19 protein-coding genes are annotated in these 18185 nt (G+C 38.2%); 12 read left to right on the top strand and 7 right to left on the bottom strand.

Annotated features, from left to right (window positions below; translation table 11 throughout):
* Window positions 1-168 precede the first annotated feature (168 nt).
* The 4 genes from LREU_RS09900 to LREU_RS09885 all read left to right on the top strand — a co-directional run bounded on the left by LREU_RS09900 (window position 169) and on the right by LREU_RS09885 (window position 4380).
* Entirely contained in the window at window positions 169-981 is an 813-nt protein-coding gene (locus tag LREU_RS09900; RefSeq protein WP_003669421.1) for a 2-keto-4-pentenoate hydratase, read from the top strand.
* Between the two features lie 50 nt (window positions 982-1031).
* Window positions 1032-1982: an L-lactate dehydrogenase gene (locus tag LREU_RS09895; RefSeq protein WP_003669420.1), complete on the top strand. Its 951-nt coding sequence runs from the start codon at window positions 1032-1034 to the stop codon at window positions 1980-1982.
* Between the two features lie 45 nt (window positions 1983-2027).
* Entirely contained in the window at window positions 2028-3221 is a 1194-nt protein-coding gene (locus tag LREU_RS09890) for an aminotransferase-like domain-containing protein (protein WP_003669419.1), read from the top strand.
* Window positions 3222-3378: 157 nt separating this feature from the next.
* Complete coding sequence (locus tag LREU_RS09885) at window positions 3379-4380, top strand: DUF1002 domain-containing protein (RefSeq protein WP_003669418.1); 1002 nt, start codon at window positions 3379-3381, stop codon at window positions 4378-4380.
* A gap of 58 nt (window positions 4381-4438) precedes the next feature.
* Here the strand turns inward: LREU_RS09885 and LREU_RS09880 are convergent, their stop codons facing one another.
* The gene (locus tag LREU_RS09880) at window positions 4439-5428 is read right to left on the bottom strand and encodes an asparaginase (RefSeq protein WP_003669417.1); all 990 of its coding nucleotides are present in this window, start codon (window positions 5426-5428) and stop codon (window positions 4439-4441) included.
* Window positions 5429-5505: 77 nt separating this feature from the next.
* Window positions 5506-6378 carry a LysR family transcriptional regulator gene (locus LREU_RS09875; RefSeq protein WP_003669416.1) on the bottom strand — a complete coding sequence of 291 codons (873 nt, stop codon included), beginning with the start codon at window positions 6376-6378 and terminating at the stop codon, window positions 5506-5508.
* 122 nt (window positions 6379-6500) lie between these two features.
* Between LREU_RS09875 and LREU_RS09870 the strand changes: the two genes are divergently transcribed.
* Window positions 6501-7379 carry an aldo/keto reductase gene (locus LREU_RS09870; protein ID WP_003669415.1) on the top strand — a complete coding sequence of 293 codons (879 nt, stop codon included), beginning with the start codon at window positions 6501-6503 and terminating at the stop codon, window positions 7377-7379.
* Between the two features lie 100 nt (window positions 7380-7479).
* On the opposite strand, the gene LREU_RS09865 is transcribed toward LREU_RS09870, so the two are convergent.
* Window positions 7480-8058 carry a TetR/AcrR family transcriptional regulator gene (locus LREU_RS09865; RefSeq protein ID WP_003669414.1) on the bottom strand — a complete coding sequence of 193 codons (579 nt, stop codon included), beginning with the start codon at window positions 8056-8058 and terminating at the stop codon, window positions 7480-7482.
* Window positions 8059-8149: 91 nt separating this feature from the next.
* Here LREU_RS09865 and LREU_RS09860 point away from each other — a divergent pair, with 91 nt between their 5' ends.
* The 5 genes from LREU_RS09860 to tnpA all read left to right on the top strand — a co-directional run bounded on the left by LREU_RS09860 (window position 8150) and on the right by tnpA (window position 11898).
* Window positions 8150-9292, top strand: coding sequence for an SNG1 family protein (locus LREU_RS09860; RefSeq protein WP_003669413.1), 1143 nt, complete (start codon window positions 8150-8152; stop codon window positions 9290-9292).
* On the top strand, window positions 9292-9936 hold the full coding sequence (locus tag LREU_RS09855; protein WP_003669412.1) for an NAD(P)-dependent oxidoreductase: 645 nt from the start codon (window positions 9292-9294) through the stop codon (window positions 9934-9936). Before LREU_RS09860 ends, LREU_RS09855 begins: the two co-directional genes overlap by 1 nt.
* A 105-nt stretch (window positions 9937-10041) precedes the next feature.
* Window positions 10042-10413: a HesB/YadR/YfhF family protein gene (locus tag LREU_RS09850; RefSeq protein ID WP_003669411.1), complete on the top strand. Its 372-nt coding sequence runs from the start codon at window positions 10042-10044 to the stop codon at window positions 10411-10413.
* A 101-nt stretch (window positions 10414-10514) separates the two neighbouring features.
* On the top strand, window positions 10515-11186 hold the full coding sequence (locus LREU_RS09845) for a type 1 glutamine amidotransferase (RefSeq protein WP_003669410.1): 672 nt from the start codon (window positions 10515-10517) through the stop codon (window positions 11184-11186).
* Between the two features lie 253 nt (window positions 11187-11439).
* Window positions 11440-11898: an IS200/IS605 family transposase gene (gene tnpA, locus LREU_RS09840; RefSeq protein WP_003664118.1), complete on the top strand. Its 459-nt coding sequence runs from the start codon at window positions 11440-11442 to the stop codon at window positions 11896-11898.
* Between the two features lie 102 nt (window positions 11899-12000).
* Here the strand turns inward: tnpA and LREU_RS09835 are convergent, their stop codons facing one another.
* The 3 genes from LREU_RS09835 to LREU_RS09825 are packed head-to-tail and all read right to left on the bottom strand — an operon-like array spanning window position 12001 to window position 14633.
* Complete coding sequence (locus LREU_RS09835) at window positions 12001-12828, bottom strand: EAL domain-containing protein (protein WP_003669409.1); 828 nt, start codon at window positions 12826-12828, stop codon at window positions 12001-12003.
* The gene (locus LREU_RS09830) at window positions 12815-14146 is read right to left on the bottom strand and encodes a glycosyltransferase family 2 protein (RefSeq protein WP_011953604.1); all 1332 of its coding nucleotides are present in this window, start codon (window positions 14144-14146) and stop codon (window positions 12815-12817) included. Before LREU_RS09830 ends, LREU_RS09835 begins: the two co-directional genes overlap by 14 nt.
* Window positions 14136-14633 carry a hypothetical protein gene (locus LREU_RS09825; RefSeq protein WP_003669406.1) on the bottom strand — a complete coding sequence of 166 codons (498 nt, stop codon included), beginning with the start codon at window positions 14631-14633 and terminating at the stop codon, window positions 14136-14138. Before LREU_RS09825 ends, LREU_RS09830 begins: the two co-directional genes overlap by 11 nt.
* 409 nt (window positions 14634-15042) lie before the next feature.
* On the opposite strand from LREU_RS09825, the gene LREU_RS09820 reads away from it, so the two are divergent.
* Window positions 15043-15993, top strand: coding sequence for a GGDEF domain-containing protein (locus LREU_RS09820; RefSeq protein WP_223659429.1), 951 nt, complete (start codon window positions 15043-15045; stop codon window positions 15991-15993).
* Between the two features lie 15 nt (window positions 15994-16008).
* Window positions 16009-16689, top strand: a complete 681-nt coding sequence (locus LREU_RS09815; RefSeq protein ID WP_003669403.1) for an EAL domain-containing protein — start codon at window positions 16009-16011, stop codon at window positions 16687-16689.
* 193 nt (window positions 16690-16882) lie between these two features.
* On the opposite strand, the gene asnS is transcribed toward LREU_RS09815, so the two are convergent.
* A complete protein-coding gene (gene asnS / locus LREU_RS09810; protein ID WP_011953603.1) occupies window positions 16883-18181 on the bottom strand; it encodes an asparagine--tRNA ligase in 1299 nt (432 codons plus the stop codon).
* Window positions 18182-18185 lie beyond the last annotated feature (4 nt).

Below are 18185 nucleotides of genomic sequence, written 5' to 3'. Positions count from 1 at the left end.
AGCTAGGAGGGCGTTTTTTATTAGACATATTTAAAGGTGGTGGTGGTCATGACAGACAGTGATATTTCAGACATTATTAACATTGAAGAAAAATTAGAACATGACCTGACCGGCTTAGACCGATAATTAATTTGGTAACAGCGGTCAGGTCCTAAGGAGGATATTATTATGACTGCAAATAAAAACGTTACCTTAAATGAAGAACAAGAAGCTTTTGCTCAAGAACTTTTCCAAGCTTATCAAAGCAAGAAACCACTGGTAATGGATGAATGGGCAGAGGTCGTTAGCGATGATAATACAGCTTATGCCCTTCAAGATCGTTTCGTTGAATTAAAGGGACTCCCAACTGGCGGGTATAAAGTTTCCTTAACTAGTAAGAAAACCCAGGACATGTTTGATTCTGATAGTCCGCTCTATGGACAACAAGTTGATGCCCACTTCTTACCATCACCTGCCGTTCTCTCTCTCAAAGAACAAACGATGGCTCCGTTAGTGGAAGTTGAACTCGGCTTCCGTGCTAAAACTGACTTGCACGCCAGTGATTCGATGGAAGATTTATTACATAAGACTACTGTCTGCGGCACGCTGGAAGTACCTGATAGTCGTTTTGCTGACTGGTTCCCAGATCTAAATAAATTCAGTGTCATGAGTGATTGTGCTGTTGGTGGGTATGTAGTATATGGTCAAGAACGACCAACCGATGAGGTGTTTAAGACCGTTGATGATGCAGCAAATGTAAACGTCACCCTTTACCACGATGGCAAAGAAGTGGATAGTGGGATGTCAAGTGAAGTGCTTGGCAACCCATTAAAGTCATTGCAATGGCTAGTCAGAAAGCTTGAAGAACAAGGGAAGACATTCCGTGCAGGGCAGCTAGTATCATCAGGTACTTTCCTCTTACCACCACATTTAACTGCCGGCAAGTGGGAAGCCAAATTTGATAATGGCTTCGGCACTGTGAGTGTGGACGTGACCGACTAGAATTAATTATTTTACATAGTTGTGCAATAAAAGAGAAAGGGAGTTTTATTATGACGAGAAAAGTAGCAGTAGTCGGAATGGGTCACGTTGGGGCAACGGTAGCGCACTATTTAGTTGCTGGTGGCTTTGTCGATGACCTCGCATTATTTGATACTAATGAAGCTAAGGTGCAAGCGGATGCTTTGGACTTACGAGATGCAATGGCCAATTTGCCTTACCATACTAACCTGACTGTTAATGATGAAAGCCAATTGCGTGATTGTGATGTGGTCGTGTCAGCCCTAGGGAAATCAAAGTTGGTTGATACGCCAGATCATGATCGCTTTGCTGAATTTAAGTTTACGCGGACCCAAGTGCCCTTGGTAGCAAAGATGTTAGTAGACAATGGATTTCACGGTAAGTTAGTTGATGTTACTAACCCTTGTGATGTGATTACCTCAATGTACCAAAAATTAACGGGATTACCAAAAGAACACGTGATGGGGACGGGGACCTTACTCGACTCTGCACGGATGCGGGCCCGGGTTGGTGAAGCGTTGAAAGTTGATTCACGCTCTGTTGTTGGTTTTAATCTTGGGGAACATGGCAATTCGCAATTTACGGCATGGTCGACAGTCCGCGTCCTGGGGAAACCGGTCACTGAACTAGCAAAAGAACGGGGATTAAAGCTTTCTGAGCTAGAAGAACGTGCTCGTCAAGGAGGCTACCTCGTATATCAAGGGAAGAAATACACTAATTATGGTGTTGCCACGGCAGCAGTCCGGTTAACCAACGCATTATTGAATGATGCGCGAACTGAAATGCCAGTTTCTAATTATCGTGAAGAATACGGCACGTACCTTTCATATCCAGCTGTCGTTGGCCGTGACGGGGTAGTGGAGCAACTGCATCTGGACTTGACGCCGGAAGAAGAAGCAAAACTAGCAACATCCGCAACATACATCAAAGAACGATTGAAAAAAGAAGAAGAGCGAGCAAACCAGCTAGCTCAGGCAGAATAGATTGATAACGTTAATGCCTGATATCTATTACGAGGAGTGACGACAATGACCAAGTTTAATTTTTCCAAACGCGTGCCAGCAGATGGAACAGATGCAGTCGGTGTAATCTTAAAAGCAGCGGCGGATCCAAAGATTATTTCTTTTGCTGGAGGATTGCCGGCGCCTGAGCTTTTCCCTGTCAAAGCGATGAAAGAAGCTGTTGACCAGGTGTTTGCTGAACGTGGTCAAGAAGTAATGCAGTATGGAGCCGCTAAAGGGGTGACAGCCCTCCGTGAATTGGTTCTCCAACGTGTCAAAGAAAAAGAAAACGTGACCGGACAGCTAGACAATGTATTGATGACGACAGGTTCAGAACAAGCTCTTGACTTAGTCGGGAAGGCCTTTGTTAATCCTGGTGATACCGTACTGGTCGAACAGCCAACTTATCTTTGTGCTCTTGATGTCTTTAAATCATATGGTGCCAACTTTGTGGGGGTAGAAATGGATGAAGCGGGGATGAAGATGGATGCCCTAGAAGAAGCATTAAAGGCTCATCCGGAAGCTAAGCTGGTTTACACCGTGCCAAACTTTCAAAATCCAACTGGCCGAACCATGGCACTAAAGCGACGGGAAAAGCTGGCCGAACTAGCCGCTAAATATGATGTTTATGTGTTAGAGGATAATCCTTATGGTGAAATTCGTTTTAAGGGGCAGCATGTGCCAGCAGTTAAGTCGTTTGACAAAACCGGACACGTTTTCTATATGGGGACTTTCTCCAAGACGCTTGCTCCTGGTTTCCGTTTAGGATGGGTGGTAGCCGATGAAGCTGTTGTTAATAAGCTGACGGTACTAAAACAGTCTGCAGACTTGCATACAGATAACTTAGCCCAGTATGCCGTAGTAGAATTTCTGAAGCATAACGACCTTGATGCACATGTCAAGCAAATTAGTGACCTGTATGGGCAACGCAAAGCACTAATGACAGAGGGGCTAGAGAAATACTTCCCCCAAGGTGTTAAATATACTGATCCAGAAGGCGGAATGTTCCTATGGGTTGAAGTACCCGGAGTAGAAGATACTGTTGAGCTTTTTAAGCAATGTCTGGAACATAACGTGGCCTTTGTACCAGGTGACCCATTTTATGCAGGTGAACCACAGCCTGGTGCCTTCCGGTTGAACTACTCCAATGCTCAGGAAGACCAGATCAAGGCAGGAATGAAGCAACTCGGTGAAGCTCTGCAAGACGAGGGAGAGAATTAACGGCCAAGCCAAGTTATGACTAAGCGCCTTTCTGCTCCCGCCCAATCCACTGGCGTAATAATTAAACTGTGGTAAAGAAAATAAAATCCGCTAGTATTTTGGCGGATTTTTTCTTATCATTAACATAAATTTAATTTGCCTTAAAAGGAGTAAAAAAGTGCGCTCAAATAAGTTAACCAAAATCATTATTACTTCGACTCTTGCACTATCTTTATTAGCAGTGCCAGTTAGCCAGGCCACGGTTTTGGCGGCTGAAACAACTAGTGAAAGTACGAGTAGCAGTTCAACTACCCAGACTCATACGTTAAATAAATCATATGTTGTATATGGAGCAGGGGCTGCCGAGAAGAATGAATTAAATAATGTACTAGCAGTCGATGATAACTTTACAACGTTAACCGCTACTGCCAGTGATTATCAGAAGTATATTAATCCGAATGGTTCGACAACTAATGCTGCCATGGTTAGTTCGGTAGCAATTGTCCCCACCGATCCAGGTTCGGGGATTAAAGTTAATGTAAAAAAGTTTAATGGTGAGGATAATATTACGAAAGTTACTGCCCAACAGTACGCTATGGTTGCGCAAATGGCGGGGGTTACGGATGTTACTATTACCGTTAGCGCTAACCGAGCTGTTTCTGGAGAGTCAGCTTTAACCGGAGTCTATAAAGCAATTGCGGCAGATGGAGTTAGTTTAAATGAGCAAAATACACAATCTGCTAACCAAATGTTGACCGCAACAAATGGGGCAATTGAAGCTAATAAGGATGATAGTAAATATCCGGGTAAGTTGATGGCTGCGGTTGGTGATACCACTAAAGAAATTAACCAACAAAAGAAACAAGGAACTACCCCAACGCAAAATCAAATTCAAGTAATCTTTAATCAGAAACTTGAAGAGCGAAACATTTACAATGAAACAAAGAATCATGAACAACCAATTATCAATGCGCTTGTTCAGTTTAATAATGCTCCAATTAGTTCAAGTAAAGACTATAGCTCGCACGTAACTGATACGATTAATAATGTAAAGAATTCATCAGGAGATATGATGAATAAGGCGAAAAAATTCTTGAATTCTCAAGACGGGCAGGCAGTTAAGCAACAAGCTCAGTCTTGGTGGACCCAGTTTGTTAACTGGATCCGTAGCTGGTTTTAATTGACGCAAAAAATAAGAGGCAGGTGAAAACAAAATTTTCATCCTGTCTCTTATTCGTTTAATCTAAAGTTACTTCACCAGCAACATCAGTATTGAAGAAGTCTGCAATTTCTTTAACATCCATCCCTTGACCAAGACCCCACATTAATTTAGTGATGGCACTTTCGGAAGTCATATCGCGGGCGCTGATTGCTCCTTCTAGTAGTGCAAGTCGTCCGACCTCGTATTTTGTTAGGTCGCTTCGTTCATAAAGACACTGACTGGAAGTAATAATTGGAATACCGTTTTGGATTAATTCACCAACTGCAGCGACCATATTTCGCCGAATCGAGGTCATTCCTCCAAGACCATACGCTTCAATCACAATTCCATGACAGCCATTTTTAGCCATTGCATGAAGCAACGCAGGATCAAATCCGGGGAAGAGCTTTACCAGTGAAACATGAGTATCGATCTTAGTATTTAATTGACTTTTACCAGGTTGGGGATGCTGGTGATCCCTAATGGAAAAGCCGTCTGAAGTAACTTCTCCTACTGGTGGGACATTCACACTTTCGAAGGCATCGAAGGCGGTTGTTCGAACTTTAACACTCCGACAACCACGCATTACTTTACGATTAAAAGCAATATAGACTCCTGGCTCGCAGTTAGCAGCGGCTGCAAAGGCAAGTCGTAAGTTATCAGGGGCATCACTAAGAATCACATTCATAGGAACTTGGCTTCCAGTTAGCACAACCGGAATATTTATATGTTGAAGCATGAAAGTCAGCATTGAAGCAGTATAAGCCATCGTATCTGTCCCATGTGAAACGACGATCCCATCATATTCATTACGATGGTCATAGATCGCTTCGGCAATAATTTTCCATTCTTCTGGCTGGATATTAGATGAATCTAATTCGAGAATATCACGAACAGTAATGTCATATTCCAGCCGACCAAGCATTTTGATTAATTCTTCACCAGATTCGCCTGGAGCTAGCCCTTCATCAGAGACAACCGAGGCAATAGTCCCACCGGTTGAAAGGAGTAATAATTTTTTCGTCATTTTTAGTCACCATGATTCATTTTTTTATTAATATTTTAAATAGGGATTTTCAGCGAAACAAGTTAAACGCCTATAATTTAACTTAAATTAGGCCAAGTTTGGTTAATTTTATTAAGTAGGGGCGTTAAAGAATTTTTTTGTTTCTTAAGGTAGTTAGCATAAAACGTCATTTTTGCAGCTTCATCGGTAATCGGGAGCCTGACTCGATTGTCCTTTGAAGTACGTGGTCGTGGATTAGCTGTTGTTATGTTAGTGCTAAAGTATGGGAAACTAGAATATTTTGTGATTTCAGTAAGTGCGGCCCATTCTTCTTGATATAAAAATTTAGCATTTGGAATATATTTTTGGATGATTTCTTTCCACGGTCCGATATCGTTCAAAACGACAAAACTTAAGCCGGCTAGGTCCTTAAAAGAAACCTGTTGGGAATTAGCAAGGTACATAAATTTATCAAGATTAACATAGAGATTTTCAGCACCTAAATAACGCGATTCAATTTGATCAGTTTGAATCTCTTGGTCGCTGATAATTATTGAATTTTCATTGTTTAAAAGTGAAGCGGTGATTTGGTCAGGGGTAATAAACTTCTCGTCAATCGAAATTTGAGTAGAGAAAGATGCACTTTTTACGCGAAGCAGAATTAATGGGCCCGGAGCAATTGATGCGATTTTAATTACTGATTGTCGAGCAGCATAATTTTGAAGCTGCTGAATAAAATTGCGGTTGACGGCGAGAACTTCAGTAGCTTTTTCAGCAGCTAATTTTCCGGTATCAGTAAGGATAATGCGGTTGGGTTGGCGGTCAAATAATTGAATTCCAAGCTCGTCTTCTAATTTTTGCATCCCCCGGGTAACGGTCGGTTGGGTAACATTAAGTTTTTCAGCGGTTTTAGCAAGTGTTTTTTCACTGGCAAAGGTCACTAATTCTTCAAGCAAGTAATTGTCGATCATTAGACTACTCCTTAATAGTATGCACTGATTGTATACTACCATGTAAAGTTAGTAATTTTCAATTTGTAAATTAGCAATTAATATATAGACAACGATTAATTACAGGAAGGAAGAATTATTTTATGACAAATGTACCAACAGTAAAATTAAATAACGGAGTAGAAATGCCAACCCTTGGATTTGAAGTATTCCAAGTTCCAGACTTAAGCCAAGCTGAACAAGCAGTTACCGATGCTCTTGAAGTCGGCTATCGTTTAATCGATACTGCTGCTGCTTACCAAAATGAAGAAGCAGTTGGAAAGGCAATTAAGAATAGTAGTGTAAACCGTGAAGATGTCTTTGTAACTTCTAAGTTATGGGTGTCTGATTTTAACTATAAGCGGGCTAAAGCAGGGATTGACGCTTCACTGCAAAAACTTGGCCTTGATTACATGGATCTTTACCTTCTCCATCAACCATATGGCGATACAATGGGGGCTTGGCGAGCATTACAAGAAGCACAGAAAGAAGGTAAGATTCGCGCAATCGGTGTATCGAACTTCTACGCTGATCAACTAAAGGATCTTGAATTAACAATGCCTGTTAAGCCAGCGGTCAACCAAATTGAAGTTAACCCTTGGTACCAGCAAGATCAAGAGGTTAAGTTTGCGCAAAGTGAAGATATTCGTGTTGAAGCATGGGCACCATTTGCGGAAGGTAAGCATGATATTTTTACCAACGAAATAATTGCGGAAATTGCTGCCAAGTATGGCAAGAGCAATGGTCAAGTAATTCTTCGCTGGCTTTTACAACGGGGTATTACTGTCATTCCAAAGTCAGTCCACAAGAACCGGATGGAAGAAAATATCGATGTCTTTGATTTTGAACTTTCCAATGATGATATGAAAAAGATAGCTAGTCTTAACAAGAAGGAAAGCCAATTCTTTGACCACCGTGATCCGGTTACGATTGAACAAATCTTTGGCTCCAGCTTAAAGATGGTTCAAGATGACGAAAAATAAAAGTTTTGGGAAGTTTTATTAGAGGATGCTATAAGAAAAAAACTTGGTGATTTTAACAGTCCCGAGTTTTTTCTTTTTATCAGAACACTTGGCCTTATCTTCATTTGTTTTGGAATTCTTTAATAGCACCGATACGAATTTTAAAGAAAAATTCTGCCATTTGTGATGGTGAGTAATTTTGATTTTTTCGCCAAAACTGAATTATTCCGATCAAAGAGGAAATACTATAGTAAGAAAACATATCTGGATTCAATTTCTGGATACTAACCGGGATGTAAGGATGTGATTTTTCTTCTAAGTTGATTAAATAAGTCATTAATTTATTAGTAAAGCCTAAGTTGGCATTTGGACCCATAAGAACTTGCAAAAGAGGAAAATTATCTTGAAAGACCTTAAAGAAGCTTGTTAGTGCTCTTAAATTAGGATGAGGATGTAAAGACTGAGTAGTTAGCTGAAGATTAGTGATCATTTTTGCATGCGGAGTGTCTAACTTATGAAGAAATTCTTGTTCTATATTCTCTAAAATATCCCATTTATCGTTGTAGTGTCGATAGAGAGTGACACGATTAAGATTAGCTTTTTGAGCAATCTGGCTCATGGTGATGTGGTTAATACTTTCCGTTTTTAAAAGTAATAGTAAGGCATCTTGAATTTTTTTCTCAGTTTTAGATTTTTTCATAAAAATGCAACACCTTGTAGCGTTTTGTAGTTCTAGTATAACACCCTCTTTTTTATAATGACGATATTATTAGAAATAAGAGGAGATTGCTATGTTAAAACTATTAAAAAACAAATTTTTATGGTTACCAATTATAGTAGCTTTATTTATCGGAGCCTACTTTTCAATTACTGCAATACCTTCAACTCATGTTAAAGTTAACGATTTGCCAATCGCTATTGTAAATGAAGATAGCGGAGTAACTGGGGAAAATTTGGCGAAACAAATAACAGAAGCAACTAGTTCTTCAAACTCTTCAGCAATGAGTATTAAATGGACAGTGTTTGACTCTGAAAAAAAGCTATTAAAAGATATGAATCGAGAAAAATATTATGGGGCAATTGTTATCCCTAAAGATTTTTCAGAAAAACTTCAAAGTTTAACAGCACCTAATGCACAAAAAGCAGAATTAAAGATTATTATTAATCAGGGAATGGGAACAACTGTTACAACCCAAGTCAATACTGCATTGACGCAGATGACAACTCAATTAAACAATAAACTCAGCACTAACTTACTACAAAACGTAGCGAATAGGTCAACATCAATTCCAGCAACAATGGCATTGAATTTATCTAATCCATTAACCATAAAAAAAGAAAAGGTTAATAAAACTGGCGATTTGGCAAATGGTGGCGCACATTTCTTTCAATCGGTATGGCTTGGAAGCCTAGGAACGTCAATGCTTTTAGGATTTGCATTCTCAAAAATTCGATTTAAATCGCTTAAAGAAAAATTTTCAGCTTTGTTTGTTCAACTAATAGCTGCTGGGATATCAGCTTTAGTGATCGGTTATGGAGTTCCCGCATTACAATCTTGGATTTTGGATGTCAATATTCCTAACTTTACTGAACTGGGACTATTTATGTCGCTATGTGCTTTTGCCTTCATTATCTTCATTAATGGGGTAGAATCATGGGTTGGGATAATTTCAATTCCAGTTTTTATGTTACTGCTATTCTTTGCAGCGCCATTATTGACTGCAGTTCCTGAATCGTTGAATGGTTTTTATAGTACATTAGCTGATTGGCTTCCGATGTCTTACATGTATAGGGGAGTAAAAAGCATTATGTACTTTAACCATGGACCTGCAAACTCTGTGGTGATGGGACTAATCTATACGATAATTACAGGATTAATTCTAATAATTACCGCTCAATTTAAGAAGGATAATAAGAAAGAAGGTAGCAACTAATGAAACTATTTATTCTTGGAGCAACTGGACGAACGGGACAGGAATTAGTTCGGCAAGCACTATCAGAAGGACATGAAGTGGTAGCATATGTGCGTTCTCCTGAAAAATTAAATTCACAAGAAAAATTAACGATAATTCAAGGAACACTTGAGGAGACAACAAAGCTTCAGCGGGCAATGCTGTCTTGCAATGCAGTATTAGTTGCCCTGGGAAATCCAATTAAGGATAGTTCCGCTGATTTATTTGCTAGTTTTATGCCGCGATTAATTAAGATAATGAGACTAGCTGATGTATCACGGATTATTGTTTTATCAAGTTTGGGAACTGGTGAAACTATCAGAAATGTAACTTATCCATATAAAATCGGGGTTCAAACATTTTTGAAGGGGAATCAGGCTGATCATGAGAAAGGAGAACGCCATTTAATCGCCTCAAACTTAAACTGGACGTTAATTTATCCGGGTCCACTTTTCGATGGTCCTAAGACTGAAAATCCACTGGTTAGAAATGCAGCTTCCGGTTATAAAATGCCAGGAGCACCGCGTACGAATCGTGCAGATGTTGCAGCAGTAATGCTTAGCCAATTAAATCGAGAAGAAAGCTACCAGCAAAAATTACTTATGTGTTCAAAACAAGAAAAATAGATGCCGAGAATATATATCATTGTTATTTAGTTATTAGGGTGTGGTAGAATAATTAAACATCTTAGAGATTTATTAGATCAATCTATTGCAAGAATCATCCAAGGAGTGATTGAAGTGCAATTAATTATTACTGATACTGCTAGCAAATGGTTCCAACAAAAATATAACCTGGTTAGTGGAGACGGAATAAAGCTTTATGGTAAAACAATTCAACCACACAATGTTAAACATGGTCCTAAGCAAGGGTATGAACCTGAATCGACGCTCGATGAGGCAACAATCGTCATAACAAAAGATGGTATTAATTACCATGTTAACTTTGCGGATGCTTGGTTCTTCTCAGGACTAGTTGTTACTGTTGATTATCAGCAAGAGACTGAAGAGCCAGTTTTTATTTTTCGCCGTGAAGATAATGGTGAAGCAGACGTTGATGCTGCAACCGGAGCATCACGAAAATATGAAGAATATTGGGAATAAAAATTATTGTTAAGCTCATGATTTAATGTTATAACAATAATATCTTAGGTACTTGCAGGCGATACCTAGCACAACATTGCCGTCGACGGAAAGGATATTCGATGAGAATCAATGTTTTGCAACACACGCCAAATGAAGGACCAGGAACAATTCAAGAATGGTCACAGGACCGCGGACATGAGATGTACGTTTATCATCCCTATCAGTTTGGTAATTTGCCGACTGCTGATGAGACTGATATGTTGATTATTCTTGGCGGTCCCATGAGCCCTAATGACGACTTAACGTGGATTAAGCAAGAGCGAGTTTTAATTCGGCAACTATTGGATGCTCGTAAGCCAATTTTTGGTGCGTGTTATGGAGCCCAACAGATCGCTAAGACACTCGGTTATGCCGTAAAGAAGGCACCACATAAAGAAGTTGGTTGGGCGCCGGTGTATTTAAAAAGCGATCTAATTTCTGATATTCCTCCAAAATTAACCGCTCTGCATTGGCATGAAGAGATGTTTGAAGTTCCAGCTCAAGCAGACTTATTATTTAGTAGTGACTTAGTTAAAAATCAAGGCTTTGTTATGAACGGTAATGTTATTGGGCTTCAATTCCACTTTGAGCCGACAGCAGATAATGTTCGCGAGATTGCTGTAAATGATGATCAATATCCATTAGACCATAATGATCTTCACCAAAATGGAAAAGAAATCATTCAGCATGGCGTTCCGGCTGAAAATAAGCGAGTTATGTATCGGTTATTGGATTTTATCGCAAATAGCTAAAGCGCAAAATTATTGTTAATACGAATATATTTCTAAAATAAATAAGCGAGGCTGGTTAAAAACCAACTTCGCTTATTTATTTTTTAAATTAATGTCTTTAGACCTAGTTGAGTGCGCGAGCAGAGCGAGTGCACGAAACAAAAAACCACCTGCTATGCGGGTGGGCGATAAAAATTATATAAAAAAGGCCTCTTTTGCCTTAAGATGTAGGTGTTCAAGCCAAAGTCAATAAGGGAAAAGAGGTTATATAAATATGGCTAATAAATTAAATAGCTTAGCCCATACGAAGTGGTTATGTAAGTATCACATCGTATTCATACCAAAGTATAGACGTAAAGCGATCTTCAATCAATACCGAAGAGACCTGAGAGATTATATTCGTTTGTTGTGCAAATATAAGGGAGTAGAAATAATTGAAGGTCATATGATGCCAGATCATGTGCACTTGTTAGTAAGTATTCCGCCGAAACTAAGTGTCTCGCAGTTTATGGGATACTTAAAAGGAAAAAGTGCATTAATGATGTTTGATCGACATGCAAACTTAAAATACAAATATGGGAACCGACATTTTTGGGCTGAAGGCTACTATGTGAGTACAGTTGGATTAAATGAATCCACGATAAAGAAGTATATCCGAGATCAAGAGAAACATGATATAGCAATGGATAAGCTAACAAGTGTGGAATATTCGGACCCTTTTAAGGGTAAGTGAGGTAGTATAAACACCGCTTAAAGCGGTGGCAAAGTAGTCAGAGCATTTTGGCTTGAGCAAAGCGAAAGCCAGCGCCTTGAGACGCCGGCTTTTATTATCGGCTTATAGCCGATGTGCAAACCACCCGTTTGACGGGTGGTTATGATTTTCTGGATGACCGTAAGCATAACCTTGACGGAAAGGGATATTTAGTTGATTTACTAATGCAACCTGATTAATATCTTCAATTTTGCCGACAATCATTTCAATGTTGAAAATGGCGATTCTCCGTTGCCACTGCGCAAGAGTGATATCTATCCAGTGATTTGCCGACTTGTTAAAAGAATGAATATTGAATTTTAAATAGGTGATATATGGAAAATACTGCTGTAGTAAGTTGTATGTTTTTTTAGAAGAATCAACATTTTCAATAGTAATTTTAATTTGAGGATGTTGGAGCTTTTTGAACATATGTAGTATTTCTTTGCGTTTAAAAATATTAGCACGTCTAATATCATTAGTATCTAATTCGATGACTAATTGTTTAATATTTGTTGTTCCTAAGACCCAAGTAAAGAAATATTCAGCGCGAAAATCGGTAATTTGGCTGACGGTCATATTTAACGATAAGTTTGCGATATCTTTTAACTGTGGATTGATTTCTTGAATTGTAGAAACAATTTTACTGAGCGGAAAATCCACAACATTCCGTGGTAATTGCCATTTATTAGTGTGCTGATTGTATTCCCGTAACAAAAGTTCATAACCATGAATTTTATTTTGTTTATCATAAACGGGTTGACCAAAATATTTATATTTATTTGAAAATTTGTATTCATTATCAATGCCATTTTTATTTTTATATCGATAGTGCGCCTCAATGCAAAAGCCCCCACAAATTAGGGTAAAGATAATAAATATCCACCAAAGAAAAGTTTCAAAACTTGCCATTATTATCAACTACCTTTCTTTCAGGACTAATCCATTTACCACTTCCATGACCAGTAACAGTTTTTATCGCTTTATGAAATGTAGTAACGATTGTTAAAGGATTAACGATCCAGGTAAATAAGAGATAAAGTGGCGAAAACATTAAATAGCGTAACTTAGATCCATTAAAATCAAGAATTAACGCCGCCAGCACTTGAAAAAGACCGGCTATTAATTGAAAGTTAACAAAGATCATACTCATAACGATGCCGTGCCAAACCCGTTCGTAGTTACCAGTTATTGCAAAAGACAGCATTGTAATAATAAAAATGATACTTGTTATCCAAAAAAAGAAAGACCAAATAATCGATAAGGTTGTGTCGGTTAGCATGGGGATGACAAACCGATATTGCCACGGATGGCGAAAGACTTTCAGAAAATTAGAAAGCCAAACTTCTGACCCGCCTTGTGCCCACCGTTTACGTTGCCGATATAAATCGTGAAACGTTTCAGGAACATTCATATGGAAAACGATATCTGGGGCAAACTTCGGAGTAGCATTAATGAATGTATGGTCCCAGGCAATGCTAATGTCCTCAGTCGCACGATCTTGGCGAAAACCACCAACATTAATAAGGAAATCGCGTCGATACATGGTATTTGCACCGCTATATGCATACATCGTGTTATTGATGGCAGTTTGGCTTCGCTTGATTATGCCAACGATACTGGAGAATTCAACCGTTTGAGATTTACCCCATAATGAGGAACGATTATAAACATCCATATTCGCAGTAATAGCAGCATAGTTAATCCCGTTAGCACTTGTAAAATATTGCATATACTTTATCAGTGCATCAGTTTCAGGAATAGTATCAGCATCATTGCTTAAAATATATTCACCCTTAGCAAAGAAAAGCCCAATATTAAATGCATGGGCCTTTCCTTGATTTTGTTCGATTCTAATAACTCTGAGGCGAGAATATTTTGTTTGCATTGAATGAAGAATCTCAGGGGTGCGATCATCGCTTCCATCATCCATTACCAGCACTTCATAATTGTGATAATTCAATTGGGTTAATAAATACTCTAAAGTACTTTTTATTACAATTTCTTCATTATGAGCTGGAATCATAATCGTGATAAAAGGTTCGGGGGTAAGTTCGGCTTTTGGTGGTAATTCTTCTTTTTGGCGAAAGAGAATATATGATATTGCGCCAAAGAACCAGAACATCGCTCCTAAAATAGGATATATACATAAAATTAAATTGATTATTATAAGAAAGACCATCCATGGTGAGCTGGTTTGAAATGCTTCATAGAAAATGTTAGAAACCATCTTTATCATCTCCTATGTGATTGTTAACAATATCGCGTAATTGATTCTTGGTTAAATTTTGTTCAGGCTTAACAACAAAATTGCGCGTATTTGTTCGCATTTCAGGATCACCAAACTGCTTGGTCATGAATGATTCAGCTCGTTGGCGTTGTAAATGACTTTTGTTAATGTCAAACATGGGCCATTTTGTAGTTAGTCCACGAGTTCTTTGAGCTTGGATATATCCCATTGTAATGCAGAAGACCCCAATCATTCCTAAAGCAAATAGCAAAATGATTACTAAAAAATTAAGTTCACGAAATCCTTCAGCATAATACCAGAAAAAGTATCCGTGATGACCATTAGTCTGGTAAGCCACATAGGTTGAAGTAGTGATAATAATGGGGATAAGGAAAATGCACCAACTAAGGAGCATAAGTAGTGTTTGTCGAATTTTTAAGAGCCAGTGGTGATGCTCAAAATACATATCATGGTAATTATTTTTCATTATAAAAATAAAATCTGTCGTCCCTTCTTAATATTCTTAATATTCTTAACGCGTTAGCAGAAAAATTATATCATACGGTTCTTTTAGGAAAATATTATTAAATGAAAGATTAGAAGCGCTACTAGATTAATTCAGCTATAAGAAGTACAATTTTAAAGCTATTAATAAAAATAAATTTTGAAAAGGTGAAAATCAGTTGGCGCTTAAATTTTTTTACGCGATACTCTATTTACCAATAATCGTTATTTGTATGATTATCAGTCAAATTTATTTTGAACGGTATTGGGTTTCGTATAAGAATTCACGGTTAACTAGTTGGGGGCTAGGAGCCGTTATTATAATAACTTACTTTATTCAGGAATTTTGCCTGTTTCAGTTGTCCTTATTTAATATCGGACAAGTCGTTTTCATGCAAGTTGTTTCTGTTACAATGCTTTTTCGCGATAAAGTGTACAAAATATGGTGGGCATTATTAGCTCTAACTCCGTTATTTGTGAATGTCGTGGAATATTTGATGGGGATTTTACCACTAAAAGATTGGTGGTATTGGATCGTTGAATCGATTGTTTTTACAACAATTTGCTTGGCTTTAACGCGGTGGTGTAAAATTTCAAAAAGAATTAGTTATTTTTATGCCATTGCATCGTTGGGAATAGTCGAGTTAGTATCGCTTGCGATTACTCGCAGTTTTTCTCCTGTAAGTATTGCTGCAGCCACACTAGGATTATTTGTTATTGCGATGTTTGAAGATCAGCGTTTTTATAGTGAAAAGAAAAATGAGCAAAAAATAAAGCTTCTTGAAAAAGAAAGTGAACGTGATGATTTAACAGGGTTACTTAATTACCGAGCTCTTAGTCAAGAAATTAATCGATTAGCTAATAATAATGAAATCCATAATATCGTAATCGGGGCATTAGATATTGATCACTTTAAGAAGATAAATGATACATACGGTCACTTTGTTGGTAATGAAGTGTTAAATTATTTCTCAACAGTTTTTCGCGAACAAATTCATTCCGCATTTCCCAAGCATGGTTATGTATATCGCTTCGGGGGTGAGGAATTCACTATTGTAGTTTCTAACCATTCACTAGAAGAAGTCTATCAATTACTCCAGTCGATTGAAAAATTCTTTAATAATAAATCGATTGTTACCAAGGAAGGAATGAAATTAACAATTAGCTTTTCATGCAGTTTAACTGATCGTTTGAATGATGAATTACTTGACACGACCTTGAAGCGAGCTGATAAAATGTTATATAGTGTAAAGAACAATGGCCGTGGATGGATTGTTACTGATCAGCATCATCAACGTCCCCAAAAGCCTAGTTTAGAACGTAAAATAAATAACAATTATTAAAAGTTAGGGATAAAAATGTACAATATATTTCAGCCAATCCTTAGTGTTGATCAAGCGATGAATGCTGAAATTGACACTTATGAAATGCTTATTCGAAATAATAATGGCGAATTTCCAGGAATTAATTTCTTGCACAGCCTCACAACACAAGAGGGTAACGATGCATGGATTAAGGCAAGCCGTAAATCATTAAAAAATGCTTTAAACGAGCAAAAAAATCGCAAAATATATATTAATTTAGAACCATGTCAAATGAAATTTGAAAGTATTTGGCGATTTTTAGAAGAGATTCGCGAAGCATATCACGATCACGTAGCCATTGAGATTACGGAACGCCGCGAAACGATTCATAGTCTTGATTATTTAGATAGAGAAATCCAACGTCTTAAGAAAGTGGGGTTTGAATTGGCGATTGATGATGTGTGTGCGGGTAGTAATAGCTATGCATTCATTAAAAGGCAGTTAAAGGTTGTTAGTCGAATCAAATTATCACTATTACTTTTTAAGGATGAAGATTATGAACTGATGATGAGCTTTGTTAATGCGTGGTTAGCTTTTGCGAAAAAACATCATCTTACCTTTGTTATTGAAGGAATTTCGAATCGACAATTAGCTAAAAAATTTGCTGGAAATCCGGTTATCTTACAACAAGGATTTTATTGGGGAAAAGGCACAGCATATTTTAATGAAGAATAATTAATTTAAGTTCTAAAAAAGTATATAAAAAAGGGAGCGAGACAGAAGTCACTTGTGACTTCGTTTTCGAGCCCCCGCAAACAACAATAGGCCTCTAACGTTCGGCTTTGCCGGACATTAGAGGCCATTGTTGTACTGCGTATTTGCTTTTTATGAAAGTAACTTAACTTATGTCACAGTCCCTTTTTCGTTATTAAGGGTTCAAACGGTTAAGCATCCGTGGGAATGGAATAGTTTCACGAATGTGGTCTTGGAGAGTAATCCAAGCTAAGAATCGTTCAAGGCCCATTCCAAATCCAGAGTGAGGAATTGAACCGTACTTCCGTAAATCATCGTACCAACCGTAATCTTCTTTACTTAGGCCGTTTTCTTCAAGTTTGTTTGTGATGTATTCGTAATCGTAAGAACGTTCAGAACCACCAATGATTTCACCATAGCCTTCTGGAGCAAGCAAGTCCGCACAGATAACTTGGCGAGAATCTTCAGGGTCTTCAGGCATGTAGAAAGCCTTGATTTCTTTAGGATAGTTCAAGATAAATACTGGCTTTTGGAATTGATCTGCCAAGTAGGTTTCTTCTGGTGAACCAAAGTCAGCACCGTATTCGACATCAAAGCCACCCTTTTGAAGGATTTCGATTGCTTCTTTATAAGTGATTCGTGGATATGGTAATTCAGTAAATGGCTTCAAACTTTCTACACTACGACCTACCATTTCAAGTTCGCGTGCACAGTGGTCGATTAAGTCTTGAACCAAGTAAGCAATGTATTGCTCTTGAATCTTAAGGCTTTCATCTTGGTGCATCCAAGCCATTTCTGGTTCGATCATCCAGAATTCCATTAAGTGCCGACGAGTCTTTGATTTTTCAGCACGGAAAGTAGGACCCATCGTGTAGACGCGACCTAATGCCATGGCACCAGCTTCTGCATATAGTTGACCAGATTGTGAAAGGAAAGCAGAGCGGTCAAAATAGTCAGTTTCAAATAATTCTGTTGTCCCTTCAGGAGCACTTCCAGTTAGTTCTGGAGCATCAAATTGAGTAAATCCATGCTTTTCGAAGAATTCCATTGTTGCAAGCTTAACACGACTTCGAATCCGCATTAATGCCCACGGCTTGCGAGAACGTAACCATAAATGACGGTTATCAAGCAAGAAGTCAATTCCATGTTCCTTGTTACCGATTGGGTAGTCTTCACTTTCGCCAACAATGTCAAAGTCTTTGATATGAATTTCATAACCAAACTTTGAACGCTTGTCTTCAGCGATTTCACCGGTTACCCAAAAACTGGTTTCTTGGTGTAAATCGTGCTTAGCAGAATCAAATTTTTCTTCCGAAACATCATTTTTACGGATGATTCCTTGGAAAAACCCAGTTCCGTCACGGAGTTGCAAGAATGCAATCTTACCGCTTGAACGCTTATCAGTTAACCAAACACCGATTTTAACTGTTTCCCCAACATGTTTAGGTACTTCACTAATTGTAATAGTTTCCACTTTT

Origin of the sequence: Limosilactobacillus reuteri subsp. reuteri (genome assembly GCF_000016825.1) — a bacterium.
Classification (GTDB): Bacteria; Bacillota; Bacilli; order Lactobacillales; family Lactobacillaceae; genus Limosilactobacillus; species Limosilactobacillus reuteri.
This window is presented reverse-complemented; position numbering and strand designations above follow the sequence as displayed.

Coding starts and splice junctions, on each gene's coding strand:
- LREU_RS09900 (WP_003669421.1), top strand. CDS start 169: ATGACTGCAAATAAAAACGTTACCTTAAATGAAGAACAAGAAGCTTTT.
- LREU_RS09895 (WP_003669420.1), top strand. CDS start 1,032: ATGACGAGAAAAGTAGCAGTAGTCGGAATGGGTCACGTTGGGGCAACG.
- LREU_RS09890 (WP_003669419.1), top strand. CDS start 2,028: ATGACCAAGTTTAATTTTTCCAAACGCGTGCCAGCAGATGGAACAGAT.
- LREU_RS09880 (WP_003669417.1), bottom strand. CDS start 5,428: ATGACGAAAAAATTATTACTCCTTTCAACCGGTGGGACTATTGCCTCG.
- LREU_RS09875 (WP_003669416.1), bottom strand. CDS start 6,378: ATGATCGACAATTACTTGCTTGAAGAATTAGTGACCTTTGCCAGTGAA.
- LREU_RS09870 (WP_003669415.1), top strand. CDS start 6,501: ATGACAAATGTACCAACAGTAAAATTAAATAACGGAGTAGAAATGCCA.
- LREU_RS09865 (WP_003669414.1), bottom strand. CDS start 8,058: ATGAAAAAATCTAAAACTGAGAAAAAAATTCAAGATGCCTTACTATTA.
- LREU_RS09860 (WP_003669413.1), top strand. CDS start 8,150: ATGTTAAAACTATTAAAAAACAAATTTTTATGGTTACCAATTATAGTA.
- LREU_RS09855 (WP_003669412.1), top strand. CDS start 9,292: ATGAAACTATTTATTCTTGGAGCAACTGGACGAACGGGACAGGAATTA.
- LREU_RS09845 (WP_003669410.1), top strand. CDS start 10,515: ATGAGAATCAATGTTTTGCAACACACGCCAAATGAAGGACCAGGAACA.
- tnpA (WP_003664118.1), top strand. CDS start 11,440: ATGGCTAATAAATTAAATAGCTTAGCCCATACGAAGTGGTTATGTAAG.
- LREU_RS09835 (WP_003669409.1), bottom strand. CDS start 12,828: ATGGCAAGTTTTGAAACTTTTCTTTGGTGGATATTTATTATCTTTACC.
- LREU_RS09830 (WP_011953604.1), bottom strand. CDS start 14,146: ATGGTTTCTAACATTTTCTATGAAGCATTTCAAACCAGCTCACCATGG.
- LREU_RS09825 (WP_003669406.1), bottom strand. CDS start 14,633: ATGAAAAATAATTACCATGATATGTATTTTGAGCATCACCACTGGCTC.
- LREU_RS09820 (WP_223659429.1), top strand. CDS start 15,043: ATGCAAGTTGTTTCTGTTACAATGCTTTTTCGCGATAAAGTGTACAAA.
- LREU_RS09815 (WP_003669403.1), top strand. CDS start 16,009: ATGTACAATATATTTCAGCCAATCCTTAGTGTTGATCAAGCGATGAAT.